At 65.4% G+C, this 17096-nt stretch carries 12 protein-coding genes; 3 read left to right on the forward strand and 9 right to left on the reverse strand.

The genetic code is table 11. From position 1 onward, the window contains the following. Positions 1-59 precede the first annotated feature (59 nt). Positions 60-1358: a serine hydroxymethyltransferase gene (glyA, locus tag ACMAUO_RS12950; RefSeq protein ID WP_420357408.1), complete on the reverse strand. Its 1299-nt coding sequence runs from the start codon at positions 1356-1358 to the stop codon at positions 60-62. A 209-nt stretch (positions 1359-1567) separates the two neighbouring features. Between glyA and ACMAUO_RS12955 the strand changes: the two genes are divergently transcribed. The 3 genes from ACMAUO_RS12955 (at position 1568) to ACMAUO_RS12965 (ending at position 5076) form a co-directional block, all read left to right on the forward strand. Next, a complete protein-coding gene (locus ACMAUO_RS12955) occupies positions 1568-3028 on the forward strand; it encodes an APC family permease (RefSeq protein WP_420357409.1) in 1461 nt (486 codons plus the stop codon). A 101-nt stretch (positions 3029-3129) separates the two neighbouring features. Continuing rightward, complete coding sequence (hemB, locus tag ACMAUO_RS12960; protein ID WP_420357410.1) at positions 3130-4125, forward strand: porphobilinogen synthase; 996 nt, start codon at positions 3130-3132, stop codon at positions 4123-4125. Between the two features lie 171 nt (positions 4126-4296). Then, positions 4297-5076, forward strand: coding sequence for an arginyltransferase (locus ACMAUO_RS12965; protein WP_420357411.1), 780 nt, complete (start codon positions 4297-4299; stop codon positions 5074-5076). Positions 5077-5103: 27 nt separating this feature from the next. Here the strand turns inward: ACMAUO_RS12965 and parC are convergent, their stop codons facing one another. The 8 genes from parC to proS form a co-directional block, all read right to left on the reverse strand. Continuing rightward, positions 5104-7323: a DNA topoisomerase IV subunit A gene (parC, locus tag ACMAUO_RS12970; RefSeq protein ID WP_420357412.1), complete on the reverse strand. Its 2220-nt coding sequence runs from the start codon at positions 7321-7323 to the stop codon at positions 5104-5106. Positions 7324-7404: 81 nt separating this feature from the next. After that, on the reverse strand, positions 7405-8154 hold the full coding sequence (gene recO, locus ACMAUO_RS12975) for a DNA repair protein RecO (RefSeq protein WP_420357413.1): 750 nt from the start codon (positions 8152-8154) through the stop codon (positions 7405-7407). Between the two features lie 42 nt (positions 8155-8196). Next, the gene (gene tsf, locus ACMAUO_RS12980) at positions 8197-9102 is read right to left on the reverse strand and encodes a translation elongation factor Ts (RefSeq protein ID WP_420357414.1); all 906 of its coding nucleotides are present in this window, start codon (positions 9100-9102) and stop codon (positions 8197-8199) included. 119 nt (positions 9103-9221) lie between these two features. Next, the gene (gene rpsB / locus ACMAUO_RS12985) at positions 9222-10010 is read right to left on the reverse strand and encodes a 30S ribosomal protein S2 (RefSeq protein WP_182964058.1); all 789 of its coding nucleotides are present in this window, start codon (positions 10008-10010) and stop codon (positions 9222-9224) included. 168 nt (positions 10011-10178) lie between these two features. Then, positions 10179-13607, reverse strand: coding sequence for a DNA polymerase III subunit alpha (dnaE, locus tag ACMAUO_RS12990; RefSeq protein ID WP_420357415.1), 3429 nt, complete (start codon positions 13605-13607; stop codon positions 10179-10181). 160 nt (positions 13608-13767) lie between these two features. Further along, on the reverse strand, positions 13768-14469 hold the full coding sequence (locus ACMAUO_RS12995; RefSeq protein WP_420357416.1) for an ABC transporter ATP-binding protein: 702 nt from the start codon (positions 14467-14469) through the stop codon (positions 13768-13770). Continuing rightward, positions 14462-15712, reverse strand: coding sequence for a lipoprotein-releasing ABC transporter permease subunit (locus tag ACMAUO_RS13000; RefSeq protein ID WP_420357417.1), 1251 nt, complete (start codon positions 15710-15712; stop codon positions 14462-14464). Before ACMAUO_RS13000 ends, ACMAUO_RS12995 begins: the two co-directional genes overlap by 8 nt. 3 nt (positions 15713-15715) lie before the next feature. Then, positions 15716-17032: a proline--tRNA ligase gene (gene proS / locus ACMAUO_RS13005; RefSeq protein ID WP_420357418.1), complete on the reverse strand. Its 1317-nt coding sequence runs from the start codon at positions 17030-17032 to the stop codon at positions 15716-15718. Positions 17033-17096: the final 64 nt, after the last annotated feature.

The raw sequence follows: 17096 nt of genomic DNA on the forward strand, positions 1-17096 counted from the left end.
AAAGAAACGGGCGCCGGATCATCTCCGGCGCCCGTTCTCGTTTAAAAACTCAGCGAAATTCAGCGATAGATGGGGAAGCGGGCGCAGAGCGCCTTCACCTTCTCATGCACCGCCTGCTCGGTCTCGGCGCATCCCTCGTCGCCCTTCTCGGCCACGGCGGTCAGAACCTCGTCGATCATCTCGCCGATCGCCCGGAACTCCTCCACGCCGAACCCGCGCGCCGTGGCCGCCGGGCTGCCCAGACGGATGCCCGAGGTCACCGCCGGCTTCTCCGGGTCGAACGGCACGGCATTCTTGTTCGCCGTGATCCCGGCCCGCTCCAGGGCACGCTCGGCGGCCCGGCCGGTCACCTTCTTGGGGCGCAGGTCGACCAGCAGCAGATGGCTGTCGGTGCCACCAGTCACGATGTCGAAGCCGCGCGCCAGCAGCGTCTCGGCCAGCACGTTGGCATTGGCCGCCACCGCTTCCTGATAGGTGCGGAATTCCGGCTGAAGCGCCTCGCCGAACGCCACCGCCTTGGCGGCGATCACATGCATCAGCGGACCACCCTGAAGGCCGGGGAACACCGCCGAATTGATCTTCTTCGCCAGGTCGGCGTCATTGGTCAGGATCAGCCCGCCACGCGGACCGCGCAGCGTCTTGTGCGTGGTGCTGGTCACGATATGGGCGTGCGGCACCGGCGAAGGATACAGGCCAGCCGCCACCAGTCCGGCGAAATGGGCCATGTCGACCATCAGATAGGCCCCGACCTCGTCGGCGATGGCGCGGAAACGCGCGAAATCGATCACGCGCGGATAAGCCGATCCACCGGCCACGATCAGCTTCGGCCGCTCGGCACGGGCCAGCCGCTCCATCTCCTCGTAATCCAGCAGGCCATCCTCGCGGCGCACGCCATACTGCACCGCGTTGAACCACTTGCCGGAATAGTTCGGCGCGGCCCCGTGCGTCAGATGGCCGCCGGCGGCCAGGCTCATGCCCAGGATGGTGTCGCCGGGACTGACCAGCGCCATAAAGGCGGCCTGGTTGGCATTGGCGCCGGAATGCGGCTGCACATTGGCGAACCCGGCCCCGAACAGCGTCTTCACCCGCTCGATCGCCAGCGCCTCGACCTTGTCGACCTCGACGCAGCCGCCGTAATAGCGCCGGCCCGGATAGCCCTCGGCATATTTGTTGGTCAGGACGCTGCCCTGGGCCTCCAGCACGGCCTGCGAGACCATGTTCTCACTGGCGATCAGCTCGATCCCGTCGCGCTGTCGCTCCAGCTCACCGGCGATCATCCCGGCCACGGCCGGATCACGCTCTGAAAGGGCGGCGCGGAAATAGGACTGCAACCCGCTCTGGCTCAACTGGTCCGGCATCGTTATATTCTCCAAGCTTTCGTGCAACGCCTTTAGCCGGTCCCCGGAAAAGTTCCCATGGCCCCAGCCCGCGCGTCATTGCAATTTTGCGCATTCTAGCGTCTCCACCCCGGCGAGGCCACACGCCGAATAACCGATATCCTCCCGCCGACCGCTCCGCGACCCGGCACGTTCCCCTCCGACACCCCCCTTCCCAGGAGACGCCCTGCATGGCGCAGCCGCCCGTTACCCAGTCCAGCTCGAGCCTGCTACGCCGCAAACGAATCGAAATTCCCGCCGATACGCAGGGCCTGCGCCGGGTCCTGGGCCCGGCCAGCCTGATCGCCCTGGGAGTCGGCTGCACCATCGGCGCCGGCCTGTTCTCGCTGACCGGCATCGCCGCGTCGGAAAACGCGGGCCCCGCCGTAGTGCTGTCCTTCATCGTCGCCGCCATCGCCTGCGGCTTCGCCGGCCTGTGCTACAGCGAACTCGCCAGCATGATCCCGATCGCGGGCAGCGCCTACAGCTACGCCTACATGGCCCTGGGCGAGTTCGTGGCCTGGATCATCGGCTGGGACCTGGTGCTCGAATATGCCGTCGGCGCCGCCGCCGTGTCGGTCAGTTGGTCGCGCTACGTCTCGTCGCTGCTCGGCAGTTGGGGGATCTCGCTCCCGCCCAGATTGCTGGCCTCGCCCTTCGAGACGGTCGCACTGCCCGATGGCAGCCATGTCGTGGGGCTGATGAACCTGCCGGCCGCCTTCATCATCTGTGTCGTCTCGGCGCTGCTGATCCGCGGCGTGTCCGAATCGGCGCGGGTCAATGCCGTCATCGTGGTGGTGAAGCTGGCGATCATCATCGCCGTCGTCGCGTTCGGCCTGCCCTATATCAAGACGGCGAACTACGTTCCCTTCATCCCGGACAATACCGGCACGTTCGGCCATTTCGGCTTCTCCGGCATCATGCGCGCGGCCGGCACCATCTTCTTCGCCTATGTCGGCTTCGACGCCGTCTCCACGGCGGCGCAGGAAGCCCGCAACCCCGGCCGCGACATGCCGATCGGCATTCTGGGCAGCCTGGTGATCTGCACGATCGCCTATGTCCTGTTCTCGCTCGTGATGACCGGGCTGGTGAATTACAAGGACATGCTGGGCGACGCCGCGCCGGTCGCCACCGCGATTGACCAGACGCCCTTCGCCTGGCTGAAGCTGGCGGTGAAGTTCGGCATCATCTGCGGCTTCACCTCGGTCCTGCTGGTGCTGCTGCTGGGGCAGAGCCGCGTCTTCTACGCCATGTCACGCGACGGGCTGCTGCCGCGCCTGTTCGCCTCCATCCACCCCACATGGCGCACGCCGTGGTATTCCAACCTGCTGTTCATGGTCCTGACCGGCGCGCTGGCGGCATTCCTGCCGATCGACCAGCTCGCGCACATGACCTCGATCGGCACCCTGCTGGCCTTCGTCATCGTCTGTATCGGCGTCATGTTCCTGCGCCGCAGCGCCCCGGACATGGAGCGCCGCTTCCGCGTGCCCGGCGGCCCGATCATACCCGTCCTCGGCATCGTCTCCTGCACGGCGGTCATGCTGTCGCTGGACGGGCTCACATGGATCCGGCTGGGCGTATGGCTACTCATCGGCATGGTGATCTATTTCGGCTACAGCCGCCGCAACAGCCATCTGGCCAAAGACGCCTGACCGCCAACGCGGCCGCCGGGAACACAGCCCCCCGGCGGCCGCGTCTGGCCACACTGGCGAACGCGCTCCATAATGTGCCGGTCATTTCCGGAGACCGCATCATGACGCTCGGCCAGTTTCCCACCACCCGTCCGCGCCGCAACCGGCAGGACCCGTTCACCCGCCGCCTGGTTGCCGAGACGACACTGACGGTCGACAATCTGATCTGGCCGATCTTCGTCATGGAAGGCACCGACAGCGAGACCGACGTGGCCTCGATGCCCGGCGTGCGCCGCGTCACGCTGGACCGGCTGGCCGCCCATGTCGAACCGGCGGCCAAGCTGGACATCCCGGCCCTCGCGCTGTTCCCGATCACCCCCACCAGCCAGCGTGACGAAAAGGGCACCGAGGCCGTCAACCCGGACAACCTGATGTGCCGCGCCGCCCGGCTGCTGAAGCGCGAATTCCCCGAGATGGGCCTGATCGGCGACGTGGCGCTGGACCCCTACACCGACCACGGACATGACGGGCTGATCCGCGACGGCTACGTCGTCAACGACGAGTCCGTCGAGGTGCTGTCGCGGCAGGCGGTCAACCAGGCCGCGGCAGGCATCGACATCATCGCCCCGTCCGACATGATGGACGGCCGCATCGGCGCCATCCGGCGCGACCTGGACGCCCAGGGGCTGGTCGGCACCCGGATCATGTCCTACGCCGCCAAATATGCCAGCGCGTTCTACGGCCCGTTCCGCGACGCGCTGGGCTCTGGCGGCCTGCTGAAAGGCGACAAGAAGACCTATCAGATGGACCCCGCCAACAGCGACGAGGCCCTGCGCGAAGTGGCGCTCGACCTGGCCGAAGGCGCGGACATGGTCATGGTCAAGCCGGGCATGCCCTATCTGGACATCATCCGCCGCGTCCACGACCGCTTCGCCGTTCCCACCTTCGCGTATCAGGTGTCGGGCGAATACGCGATGCTGACCGCCGCCATGGAAAATGGCTGGCTGGACCCCGAACGCACGATGCTGGAGAGCCTGCTGGCCTTCCGCCGCGCCGGCGCCAGCGGCGTGCTGACCTATTTCGCGGTCGAGGCCGCGCGCCGCCTGCGCAACGGCTAACCGCGTCATGCCCATGTCACAAATCGTCATCTCCATGGCGGTTTGTGATGCAAGGCGGCCCCTTTGCCGTTACCATCGGTCCTGACCGCTGCCTCGCGACGCTTCAGGTTATCGTACGGGGCCACTGTCACCGTCGGCCCAATGGGGCGCTGAAGCCAGTCGAGGAGGCGTATGACCTATACATCGCCGCGTCGTCCGCAGCTTTTCTACACGACCGCCCCCATGCCATGCCCCTATGTTTCTGGCCGCATGGAGCGCAAGGTCGTGACCGACATCGGCGGCCCGGACGCCGAACGGCTGCACAACCGCCTGTCCCGCGCCGGTTTCCGGCGCAGCCACACCATCGCCTATGCCCCGGTGTGCCCGTCATGCAATGCCTGCGTTCCCATCCGGGTGCCGGTGGCGACCTTCAGCCCCGACCGGACGCAGCGCCGCACCCTGCGCCGCAACGCGACGATCGAGGGGTTCGAAGTCCCGGCCCATGCCACGACCGAACAGTTCGTGCTGTTCCAGCGCTATCAGTTCGCCCGCCATGCGGAAGGGGACATGGCGGCAATGAACTTCTACGACTACCGCGCGATGATCGAGGATACGCCGGTCGATACGGCAATGGTCGAGTTCCGCACCCAGGAAGACCAGCTCGTCTGCGTCAGCCTGATCGACCGGCTGGATGACGGGCTGTCGGCGGTCTACAGCTTCTTCGACCCCGGCATGGAAGACCATTCGCTGGGGTCCTACGCCATCATGCACCTGATTGCGTATGCCGGGCGCCTCGGCCTGCCCTATCTCTATTTGGGCTACTGGATCCGCGACAGCGCCAAGATGGCCTACAAATCCCGCTTCCGCCCGGCGGAAATCCTCCATCACGGCAGTTGGACGGCGCTTGACCCCGCCAACCTGCCCGCCAATGGCAGCAACGCCTCCCGCTTCCCGGTCAGTCTGCCGGAATAGCGGGACGCGCCGCGTCCCCGCTCGGCCTTACGCCTTCGGCTTGGGCTTCCGGGTCGCCCATGCGGGCGCCGCGCGACCGATATCAGCCCGCTTGCCCAGGTAATCGCGGAAATCGGCGAAAGCCCGCACCCGTGCCGGATCGGGCCAGGCCACACCATCCGTCGAGGAGAGGATACAGGCATCCAGCAGCCCGCCATCCTTGTATTTCTGCAAGGCCACGCCCAGCCCGCGCGCCATTTCCGGCAACTGTGCCACCGGGAAGACCAGCATGCGGTGATTCTGGCCCAGCACCACCACATGGTCGCCTTCAACCGGCAGGCAGATGCGCGCGCTCTCATCGTCCTTCAGGTTCAGCACCTGCCGCCCGGTGCGCTTTTCGGCCACCATGTCCTCGTCGCGCACCACAAGGCCACGCCCGGAACTGGACGCCAGCAGATGCCGGCCGCCCTCGCGCACAGGGAACACCGCCACCACATCTTCGTCGTTCGACAGGTCGGCCAACAGGCGGATCGGCTGGCCATCGCCACGGCCGCGCGGCAGATCGGCAGCCCGGAGCGTAAAGGCCCGCCCATCGGTGGCGAAGAAGCACAGCCGGTCGGTGGACTGGCATTCCACCGCCAGGCGGAACTTGTCTCCCTCCTTGAATTTCTGGGCCGCCGGATCGACCGCATGGCCCTTCACGGTCTTGACCCACCCATTGGCCGACATGATCAGGGTCAGTGGCTCGCGCTCCACGGCCTCCACCACCGACACGTCGATCGCGCGCGGCGGAGCCGCCAGTTCGGTGCGCCGCGCCCCCAGCTTGCCACTGCCGAATGCCTTGCGGATCTCCTTGATTTCCCCGGCGATCGTCTTCCAGCGCAGGGTTTCGCTCTCCAGCAGGTCGTTCAGCCCCGCGCGCTCGGCGCTCAGGTCGGCATGCTCCTTGCGGATCTCGATCTCTTCCAGCCGTCGCAGGCTGCGCAGCCGCATGTTCAGGACCGAATCCGCCTGCAACTCGGTCAGCGAGAACGTAGCCATCAGCCCGGCCTTCGCATCATCCTCTTCGCGAATGATCCGAATCACCTCGTCAAGATTGAGGTAGACGGCCAGGAAACCATCCAGGATCTCCAGCCGACGATCCACCGCCTGCAACCGGTGGCGGCTGCGCCGTTGCAGCACCTCATGCCGGTGGTCCAGCCACGCCTGCAACACCTCGCGCAGATCGCGCACGCCCGGCACCCGGTCGGCTCCCAGCACGTTCATATTCAGGCCGAACCGGCTTTCCAGCGGCGTGGCGCGGAACAGCGTCTCCATCAGCACTTCAGGCTCGACGCCGCGCGATTTCGGCTCCAGCACCAGCCGGATGTCGGTGGTGCTCTCGTCGCGGATATCGCCCAGAAGCGGCAGCTTCTTCTGCTCCATCAGATCGGCGATCAACTCGATCAGGCGCGATTTCTGCACCTGGTACGGAATTTCCGTCACCACGATCTGCCAGGTGCCGAAACGCCCCTGCTCCACCGCCCAGCGGGCGCGGATGCGGATGCTGCCACGCCCGGTCTCATAGGCCTGCAACAGCGTCGCCCGATCCTCGACGATGACACCGCCGGTCGGGAAATCGGGACCCGGCATCAGTTCCATCAGGTCCGCCACGCTGGAGTCGGGCTTGCGGACCAGCAGCATCGCCGCGTCGCAGATCTCCCCGACATTATGCGGCGGGATGTTGGTGGCCATGCCTACCGCGATTCCCGCCGCGCCATTGGCCAGCAGGTTCGGGAAGGCCGCCGGCATAACAACCGGCTCTTCTTCCTCGCCATCGTAGGTCGGGCGGAAATCGACCGAATCCTCGTCGATTCCCTGCAACAGCGCGCGGGCAACCTCGGTCATCCGGGCTTCGGTATACCGCATGGCCGCCGCGTTATCGCCGTCGATCGAGCCGAAATTCCCCTGCCCTTCGACCAGCGGGTACCGCACGGCAAAATCCTGCGCCAGCCGCACCAGCGCCTCATAGACCGAGGCATCGCCATGCGGATGGTATTTACCGATCACATCGCCGACGACACGGGCGCATTTCTTGAACCCCGAACTCGGGTCCAGCCGCAACTGCCGCATCGCGTAGATCATCCGCCGATGCACCGGCTTCAGCCCATCGCGCACGTCAGGCAGCGACCGCGACATGATGGTGGACATCGCATAGGCCAGGTAGCGCTCGCTCAACGCCTCCGCGAGGGGGGTTTCCTCGATATGGCCACTGGTTTCCACTGACATGCGCACTCCTCCTGTCCGGAGGAACAGATAGAGAAAACCCAGGATTTGTCCATCACGCGGATGAGAAAGACGACCCGCCGCTCAGTCCGGCGCCGCCAACGCCCCGACCATGTCCGCCAGCCGCAGCCGCGCCGCCGGCAGCGGCCGGTGATGCTGGCCGAAGGCATCGCGTGCCAGGAAATGCCCCGTCAGCCGCAGCCCATCCTGCCAGTCGGCGCTGGTACCGGGATCGGTCTCATCCAGAAACAGAGGCGGCAGACGCAACAGGCGCGGCCGCCATGTCCCGGCCCCCGCATCGCTGACCGCCCGCCCGGTCCGGGGCGACACCCAGGCCAGCCCATCCGTCGCCCCCGTCACCGCACAGGCTGACAGATCAAGGCCATAGCCCAGGTCACCCAGCAGGCATGCTTCCCATCGCAGCAGGGCCGCCATGCCGTTCCACGCCGCCATCTCGGGGTCGAGGCTGATCAGGGCGAAAAATCGGGTCAGAAGATGGAAGATGCGGGGATGTGGCTCACGTTCCGGCAGGCTGCCATCGGCCACCGCGCAGACCGAGGCCAGCATGGCCAGAGCCAGCGGGGCGGACATCACCCGCGCTGCCGACCCATGCACCAGTTCGCCGGAGAGATTGCCCAATTGTTCGGGCAGACGCCCGCGCCACACGGCACGGACCAGATTGCCAGGCTGCCACAAGGCCCGCCCGGCGCGCGCGGCACCACCGCGCGACAGACCGTGGAACAGCCCGTGTTCCTCGGTCAGCAGATGAACGATGGCACTGCTCTCCCCATATGGGGCCGCAGACAGCACAAGGGCGGGTGCCTCCCATTCCATCAGGAAGGCCCCGCCCCGTTCATGCCGTATGCCGGACGCCGATCAGGCGCCGGCGGCCTTCGCGACTTCAGCCGCGAAGTCGTTCTCTTCCTTCTCGATGCCCTCGCCGAGCTGGAAGCGCTCAAAGCCATTCAGCTTCGCACCAGCCTTCTCGACGACCTTGCGCACGCGGCTCTCGCCGTCATGCACCCACACCTGCTCCAGAAGAACGACTTCCTCGTAGAACTTGCGGATACGGCCATCGACCATCTTCTCGATGATCGCCTCGGGCTTGCCCGACGCACGCGCCTGCTCGACCAGCACGGCGCGCTCGCGCTCCAGCGAAGCCGGATCGACGCTGTCGATATCCAGCGCGGCCGGACGGGTGGCGGCCACATGCATGCCGATCTGGCGGCCCAGCGTCTCCAGCGCCTCGCTCTCGGACGGCGCTTCGATGGCGGCCAGAACGCCGATCTTGCCCAGACCCGGACGAACGGCCGAGTGGATGTAGCTGGCCACGACGCCCGACGGCACGCTCAGCACGCGGGCGCGGCGGATCGACATGTTCTCGCCGATGGTCGCGATCAGGTGCGTCAGTTCGTCGGCAACCGTGCGGCCGCTCTCGAGCACGACTTCCTTGATCTTCTCCAGATCCTCGCCGGCGACCAGCGCGGCCTTGGCCACGGCCTCGACAAAGCCCTGGAAGCTCTCGTTGCGGGCGACGAAATCGGTCTCGGCGTTCACTTCGACGATGGCGGCACGGTTCGGGGCCGAAGCCACGCCAACCAGGCCCTCGGCCGTGACCCGGCCCGACTTCTTCGCCGCGGCGGCCAGACCCTTCTTGCGCAGCCAGTCGATGGCCGCCTCGATCTCGCCAGAGGCCTCGTTCAGGGCCTTCTTGCAATCCATCATGCCGGCGCCGGTCTTCTCACGAAGTTCCTTCACCAGAGCCGCGGTAATCTCCGCCATATCCGTCTCTCCTCAAGGCAGGGGCGCGCCCTGCCTTCCGGCCGGACGCGCCCGCGCTTTCATCATCATCAAGACCCCGCCCCGGAGGAGCCGGGGTCCTTTCAGCCGATCCGCCGGAATCAGACCGCCGGAGCGGTCTCGGCTTCCGCCGCCGCCACTTCGGCGGCCGTGTCGATCGGCAGTTCCTCGGCAGCGCCGAAATCCTCGCCCGAGGCGCCCAGCTCGGCCGAAATGCCGTCCAGCACGGCGCCCGACACCAGCTCGCAATACAGCGCGATGGCGCGGATGGCGTCGTCGTTGCCCGGGATCGGGAAGGTCACGCCGCGCGGGTCGGAATTGCTGTCCAGGATCGCCACGACCGGAATACCCAGCTTGTTGGCTTCCTCAACCGCCAGCTTCTCCTTGTTCGTGTCGATCACGAACAGGATGTCCGGCAGGCCGCCCATTTCCTTGATGCCACCCAGCGAGCGCTCGAGCTTCTCGCGGTTGCGGGTGATGTCGAGGATTTCCTTCTTCGTCAGGCCGTGCGTGTCGCCGCTCAGCATGTCGTCGATCTGGCGCAGGCGCTTGATCGAACCGGTGATGGTCTTCCAGTTCGTCAGCATGCCGCCCAGCCAGCGGTGGTTGACGTAATACTGGCCGGAGCGCTTCGCGGCTTCGGCGATCTGGTCTGCGGCGGCGCGCTTGGTGCCGACGAACAGGACGCGGCCGCCACCGGCGACGGTGTCACGGATCGCCTTCAGGGCGCGGTCCAGCATCGGAACGGTCTGCTGCAGGTCGATGATATGGACCTGGTTGCGCACGCCGAACAGGAACGGCGCCATGCGCGGGTTCCAGCGACGGGTGTGGTGTCCGAAATGGACGCCGGCTTCCAGCAGTTGGCGCATGGTGAAATCGGGCATAGCCATGGCGGCTGTATCCTTGATCTTCTGGTTGGTCCTCCGCGAGGCCCCGGTCCCGCTTGGGGACACCAGAGGAATTGCCTCGCGTGCGAATTGCCGGTGTTTCCACCGACGGGCGTCCTATGGCCATTTTTGCCCCGCAATGCAAGCGGGACGTGGCAGAAAGCCGTCGCCTCAGCCCTGCTCCACGCGCGCGACACCTGCCACGGCCCGAATCGCCTGGGCCATGCGCGGCGTCACGCGATAGGCTCCGCGCAACGTGACCTCGACATCCCGCGTCTCGGCCACCGACGGCAACAGTACCACCTTGCCGCGCCCTCCCCTGCTGTCGGCCAGGATGTCATGGATTGGCGGCACCGCGTCCTCGCGATCGAACCAGATGCGCAATTCCGCCGCCGCGTCGGCCGCCGCCTGCTCCAGCGAGACCACATCGCTGGCGGTGATGCGCAACGCCTCGCCATCCAGCCGCAGATCCGCCGTCACCAGGATCGCGCTGCCGGCGGTCAGGATCTCACGGGTGCGCGACAGCACCTCCGAAAACAGCGTGACCTCGCAGCCGCCACTGGAATCCGACAGGCGAACCCAGGCCATCTTGCTGCCGGTGCGCGTCGGCCGTTCCTTGCGATCCACAACGCATCCCGCGATCTTCACGCGGGTCAACCCTGCTTGAGCCGCTGCCTCCAGCCCCGTCGCCCGCACTGCCCCCAGGCGGCGCAGCAGCGGCCCATAGGAATCCAGCGGATGGGCGGTCAGGTGAAAGCCGATCGCCTCGGCCTCCATTCCCAGCCGCTCGAATTCCGGCCAATCGGCCACATCGGGCAGCCGCAGCGGCTCGGGCGCCGCCGTCGCGCCACCTCCACCGAACAGACCGATCTGCCCGCTGGCCGCTTCCTCCGCCTGTGCGTTCGCCCGCCGCAGCACGGTTTCCGCCGCCGCCGAAACCAGATGCCTGTTGGGGGTAATGGTATCGAAAGCCCCAGCTTTAGCCAGATTCTCGATCTGCATCTTGTTCAACTGTCGCGGGTCGACCCGCGCCGCCATGTCGGCCAGATCGGTGAACGGGCGCCCTCTGCGCGACGCCACCAGCGCCTCCATCGCCGAGAAACCGACCTTCTTCACAGCCGCAAGGGCATAACGAATACCCAGCCGCCCATCGGCCAGACGCTCGACGGTAAAATCCGGGCCCGAAGCGTTGATGTCGGGCGGCAGCACCGGAATGCCCAGCCTCTCGGCCTCCTGTCGCAGGGCCGCCAGCTTGTCGGTCTTTTCCCGCGCCAGCGACATGCACGCCGCCAGGAAGGGCACCGGATGGTTCGCCTTCATCCACGCCGTCTGGTACGATACCAAGGCGTAGGCTGCGGCATGGGACTTGTTGAACCCATAATCCGCGAACTTGGCCATCAAATCGAAGACCTCGACCGCCTTCTCGCGGTCGATACCCCGCCCCACCGCGCCCTCGGTGAAGATCTCGCGCTGCGTATCCATTTCAGAGCGAATCTTCTTACCCATCGCGCGGCGCAGCAGATCGGCGCCGCCCAGGCTGTAACCCGCCATCTTCTGGGCGATCTGCATCACCTGTTCCTGGTAGACCATGATGCCGTAGGTCTCTTCCAGGATCGAGCGGATCTCTTCGTGCGGCGGCTCCCATGCTTCGCCATGCTTGCGACGGCAGTAATCGGGGATATTGGCCATCGGTCCCGGCCGATAGAGCGCCACCGCCGCGATCAGATCCTCCAGCCGCGTCGGGCGCATCTGCTTCAGGACATCGCGCATGCCAGCACCTTCGAACTGGAACACGCCGCCGGTATCACCGCGCGCCAGCATCTCATAGGTCAGCGCATCGTCCAGCGGCAGGGCCGACAGTTCCACCGTCTCCCCCAGCCCCTTGAGGAACTGCACCGCGCGCTGAAGAATCGTCAGCGTCGTCAGGCCCAGAAAGTCGAACTTCACCAGCCCAGCCTGCTCGACGAACTTCATGTTGTACTGCGTCACCAGCATGTCGCTCTTCGGATCGCGATAGAGCGGTACCAGTTCGACAAGCTGGCGGTCACCAATCACCACGCCAGCGGCATGGGTGCTGGCATGGCGATACAGGCCCTCAAGCTGCTGGCCGATCTCCAGCAGGCGACGAATTGCCTCGTCGTCGTCACGCATTTCCTGCAGCCTGGGCTCACCCTCGATCGCCTGCTTCAGGGTCACGGGCTTGGCCGGGTTGTTCGGAATCAGTTCCGCAACCTTGTTGACCATGCCGAACGGCAGGCCCAGGACGCGCCCCACGTCGCGCACCGCCGCCCGGGCCTGCAATTTCCCGAAGGTGATGATCTGCGCCACCCGGTCGGAGCCATATTCCTCCCGCACGTAACGGATCACCTCGTCACGCCGGTCCTGGCAGAAATCGATATCGAAATCGGGCATCGACACGCGCTCGGGGTTCAGGAACCGCTCGAACAGCAGATTGAAGGGAATCGGATCGATATCGGTGATCGTCAGTGCCCAGGCGGCCAGCGATCCCGCCCCCGATCCACGCCCCGGCCCCACCGGAATATCATGCGCCTTCGCCCACTGGATGAAGTCGGCAACGATCATGAAATAGCCGGGAAACCCCATCTTCGCGATGATGTCGAGTTCGAAGGTCAACCGGTCGCGATAGACCTGCCGCGTCGCATCATCCATCGTCATGCGCGCCAGGCGGTTTTCCAGCCCCTCGGCCGCCATCGCACGCAGCGTTTCTTCCTCGGTCGCACCCGGCTGCACCTTGGGGCACACCGGCAGCAGCGGCTTGCGAGTCTCCACCCGTACCGCGCAACGCCGGGCGATAGCCAGCGTATTGTCGCAGGCCTCCGGGAGATCGGCGAACAGTTCGCGCATCATCTCGGGCGGCTTGAACCAATGTTCCGGCGTCACCCGCCAGCGGTCGCGCTCCGCGATCGTGCGCCCCTGCGCAATGCACAGCAACGCATCATGCGCCTCGTACATCCCCGGATCAGGAAAGAAACATTCATTGGTCGCCACCAGCGGCAGCCCCAGCCGGTCGGCCAGCGCAATCATGCCCGGCTCCACCGCCTGCTCGACCGGCAACCCATGGCGGTGCAACTCAACCGCCAGCCGGTCGCCAAACGCCTCGTGCAAAGTCTCCAGCCACCGCGCGGCCTCGTCCTGCTGCCCATCGGCCAGCAAACGGAACAGCGGCCCCCGCGTCCCACCGGTCAGCAGAATCAGCCCTTCGGCGCGCGCGCAAAGAATCTCCAGCGGCACGGTCGGTTCCGCGGCGTCCCCCTGCAAGAACCCCTGCGAGGACAGATATTGCAGGTTCATCAGCCCGATATCGTCCTGCGCCAGCAGCACCACCGGCTCGGCGGGCAGGCCCGGCTTGTCCCCACGCGGCGGCAGGCCGATCTGGCAGCCGATGATCGGCTGCACCCCCTTGCCCGAGCAATATTGCGAGAACTCCAGCGCCCCGAACAGATTGCCTGTATCGGTGATCGCCACCGCCGGCATCTGCATGCCCTTCGCCAGCCCGGCGATATCCGGCACCCGGATCGCCCCCTGGCTGAGCGAATAGGCGGAATGAACACGAAGATGGACGAAATCGGCGTAGGACATACCGGGTTATATCATAGGGCCTTCGTTCTTTTTTGGAAAAAAGAACCAAAAAACTTTTGATCTGTTAAAGAGCTTTATACTTGTGCCTCACGACACGCCTGAACGAGAAAGTTCTTTTTTCTTCTTTTCCTTCAGAAAAAGAAGGCATTCCCTCGCCCGCCTACGAACACAGAGTCAGATCCACCAACTGCCCGTCCCGCAATGTCACCACCCGGTCCATTCGCGCTGCCAGTTCCTCATTATGGGTAGCAATCAACGCCGCCACTCCCTGCCCCCGGACCATATGCAGCAATTCGTCGAACACGGCACCGGACGTATTCACATCCAGATTCCCCGTGGGCTCATCGGCCAGCAGAAGTCCCGGCCGGTTGGCCAGGGCGCGGGCGATCGCCACACGCTGCTTCTCGCCACCCGACAGCCGGCCGGGCAGATGCTCCAACCGGTGCGCCAGCCCGAACGAACCCAGAAGCGCATCCGCCCGCGCCCGTGCGTCAGATCGCCGTACGCCCGCGATCAGTTGCGGCAACACGACATTTTCACGCGCGGTGAATTCCGGCAACAGATGATGCGCCTGATAGACAAAGCCGATCATACGACGACGAATCGCCGTCCGATCCAGATCGCCCAACCGGCCGGCATCCTGCCCACCGACGATCACCTCGCCCGCATCCGGCGATTCCAGCAGCCCTGCCAGATGCAGCAGGGTCGATTTGCCGGTGCCCGAGGGGGCGACCAGCGCCACGATCTCGCCCGCCCGCAAGGTCAGGTTCACACCTCGCAGCACGTCCAGCCGTTCGTCGCCGCTACGAAAGGTGCGCCGGACATCACGCAGCACCAACGGGGTCGCGGAGGCATCATTCATGGCGCAAGGCCTCCACCGGATCAGTCCGCGCCGCGCGCCAGGACGGATAGAGCGTCGCGAGCAGCGACAGCACCAGCGCCATGCCGATCACCTCGAACACCTGCGGCCACACCAGCTTCGCCGGCAGGCGCTCCAGATAATAGATTTCCGGATTGAACAGATTGGTCCCGGTCAGCGATTGCAGGAACTGGCGGATCCGCTCGATATTCAGGCAGAACACGATCCCGATCGCAGTGCCGATCGCCGTCCCGGTCACCCCGACCGAAGCTCCGCACATCAGAAAGATGCGCATGATCGCGCCGCGCGTGGCCCCGATGGTCCGCAACACCGCAATATCGCCAGTCTTGTCCTTCACCATCATGATCAGTGACGAGATCACGTTGAACGCCGCCACCAGCACGATCAGCGTCAGGATCAGGAACAGCACGTTCTGCTCCACCTGCACCGCGCCGAAGAACGCGTTGTTGCTCTGCGTCCAGTCCAGCACCCGCACTCTCGGATCGCCGACGATCGCCTGCTCGATCGCCTGACGCACCGGGCGCACGTTCGTCGGGTCCTGCGTCATCACCTGGATCTGCGTTACCTGCGCCGGCATCTCGAAATAGATCTGCGCCGCCGCCAGCGGCAGGAACACATAACCCAAGTTATAATCGTTCATGCCGGCATCAAAGATGCCAACCACATGATAGGCGCGAATGCGCGGCATGGTGCCGAACGGCGTCGCCGCCCCGTTGGGCGAGATCAGCGTGATCTTCGACCCCACGGACAGCCCCGCCCGTTCCGCCAGCGTCACACCGATGATGATCGCGTCATTGCCGACGAACTTGTCCAGCGACCCGGCCACCAGCGAATCACTGACCTCATGCAGGTCCCGCAGCCCCTGCATGCTCATGCCCCGCACCATCCCGCCCGCATTGTACGAGCCGGAGTTGAGCAAGGCCTGCCCCTCGATCAGCGGCGTCGCGGTCACCACGCCTGGCACCTGGCGCACCGTGGCCGCCAGATCGTCATAATCCCCAATGGTCCGGGTTACGCCGAACAGGCTCAGATCACCGTTCAGGCCCAGGATCCGTCCCATCAGGTCGGCCTTGAACCCGTTCATCACCGACATGACGATGATCAGCGTCGCCACACCCAGCGCGATCCCGACCAGCGAGAAGATGGCGATGACCGATACGAACCGCTCGCCCTTGCGGGCGCGCAGGTACCGGCCGGCAACCGCCCGTTCGAACGGACCAAACATGGATCAGCCCCCGAGGATACGCGCCAGAGCCTCATCCACCGGCAGTTCCAGGCGCGTACCGTCGGCACGACGCTTCAGTTCCACCACACCGTCCTTCGCACCACGCGGGCCAACGATGACCTGCCACGGATGGCCCATCAGGTCGGCATCGGCAAACTTCACGCCCGCACGTTCACTCCGGTCGTCATACAGGAACGTCTCCGGCGACGCTGCGTAGATCTTCTCGCAGATGGCATCGCATGTCGCATCGCCCGACTTCAGGTTCAGGATCGCGGCGCGGAACGGCGCCACGCTGTCCGGCCAGATGATGCCGTTCTCGTCGTGGCTGGCCTCGATGATCGCAGCCACCAGGCGCGAGACGCCGATCCCGTACGATCCCATTTCCGGATAGAGCGGTGCGCCGTCCGGCCCGCTGACGGTAATCCCCATCGATTCGGTATATTTGCGGCCGAAATGGAAAATATGGCCGACCTCGATCCCCCGGCCCTCGCGCCGGCGCTCTTCGGGCACCTCCGCCCAGGCGGCCTCGTCATGCTTCTCGTCGGTCGCGGCGTAGAACGAGGTCATGCGGGTAAAGAATCGATCCAGCGATTCCCGGTCGTCGATCTCCACCGGCTCCGACAGCCAGTCCTGCGCCTCGAACGCGCTGTCGAAGAACACGCCGCTTTCGCCAGTCGGCGCCAGGATCAGAAATTCATGGCTCAGTTCGCCGCCGATCGGCCCGGTATCGGCCACCATCGGGATCGCCTTCACCCCCAGCCGCTGGAAAGTGCGCAGATAGGCCAGCATCATCCGCCGATAGGAATCGACCGCCGAGGCATAATCGACATCGAAACTATAGGCATCCTTCATCAGGAACTCGCGCCCGCGCATCACACCGAAACGCGGCCGCACCTCGTCGCGGAATTTCCACTGGATATGATACAACGCCTGCGGCAGTTCCTTGTAGGACTTGACCACCTGCCCGAACAGGTCGGTGATCATCTCCTCATTGGTCGGCCCGTAAAGCAGTTCGCGCTCATGCCGGTCCTGGATACGCAGCATTTCCGGGCCATAGGCGTCATAACGGCCCGACCGCTTCCACAGATCCGCCGACTGGACGGTAGGCATCAGCAATTCCTGCGCCCCGATCGCATCCTGCTCCTCGCGCACAATGCGCGAAATGTTCTGCAGCACACGCCATCCCGCCGGCAACCAGGCATAGATCCCCGCCGCCGTCTGGCGGATCAGCCCGGCCCGCAACATCAGCCGGTGGGAAATGACCTGCGCCTCGGCAGGATTCTCCTTCAGAGTGGGCAGGAAGCCGCGCGACAGACGCATACCGTTATCAACCTCGAAAAACCGGCGGACCGCCGGGTGGATCGTTATTCAGGACAAGAGGAAT

The sequence above is a fragment of the Gluconacetobacter brunescens genome, from assembly GCF_048695475.1.
Taxonomy (GTDB): Bacteria; Pseudomonadota; Alphaproteobacteria; order Acetobacterales; family Acetobacteraceae; genus Gluconacetobacter.

What these genes read in the sequence shown, in the direction of transcription:
- ACMAUO_RS12965 (WP_420357411.1), top strand. Translation starts at nt 4,297, where the DNA reads ATGACCTATACATCGCCGCGTCGTCCGCAGCTTTTCTACACGACCGCC.
- parC (WP_420357412.1), bottom strand. Translation starts at nt 7,323, where the DNA reads ATGTCAGTGGAAACCAGTGGCCATATCGAGGAAACCCCCCTCGCGGAG.
- glyA (WP_420357408.1), bottom strand. Translation starts at nt 1,358, where the DNA reads ATGCCGGACCAGTTGAGCCAGAGCGGGTTGCAGTCCTATTTCCGCGCC.
- ACMAUO_RS12995 (WP_420357416.1), bottom strand. Translation starts at nt 14,469, where the DNA reads ATGAATGATGCCTCCGCGACCCCGTTGGTGCTGCGTGATGTCCGGCGC.
- rpsB (WP_182964058.1), bottom strand. Translation starts at nt 10,010, where the DNA reads ATGGCTATGCCCGATTTCACCATGCGCCAACTGCTGGAAGCCGGCGTC.
- tsf (WP_420357414.1), bottom strand. Translation starts at nt 9,102, where the DNA reads ATGGCGGAGATTACCGCGGCTCTGGTGAAGGAACTTCGTGAGAAGACC.
- hemB (WP_420357410.1), top strand. Translation starts at nt 3,130, where the DNA reads ATGACGCTCGGCCAGTTTCCCACCACCCGTCCGCGCCGCAACCGGCAG.
- dnaE (WP_420357415.1), bottom strand. Translation starts at nt 13,607, where the DNA reads ATGTCCTACGCCGATTTCGTCCATCTTCGTGTTCATTCCGCCTATTCG.
- recO (WP_420357413.1), bottom strand. Translation starts at nt 8,154, where the DNA reads ATGGAATGGGAGGCACCCGCCCTTGTGCTGTCTGCGGCCCCATATGGG.
- ACMAUO_RS12955 (WP_420357409.1), top strand. Translation starts at nt 1,568, where the DNA reads ATGGCGCAGCCGCCCGTTACCCAGTCCAGCTCGAGCCTGCTACGCCGC.
- ACMAUO_RS13000 (WP_420357417.1), bottom strand. Translation starts at nt 15,712, where the DNA reads ATGTTTGGTCCGTTCGAACGGGCGGTTGCCGGCCGGTACCTGCGCGCC.
- proS (WP_420357418.1), bottom strand. Translation starts at nt 17,032, where the DNA reads ATGCGTCTGTCGCGCGGCTTCCTGCCCACTCTGAAGGAGAATCCTGCC.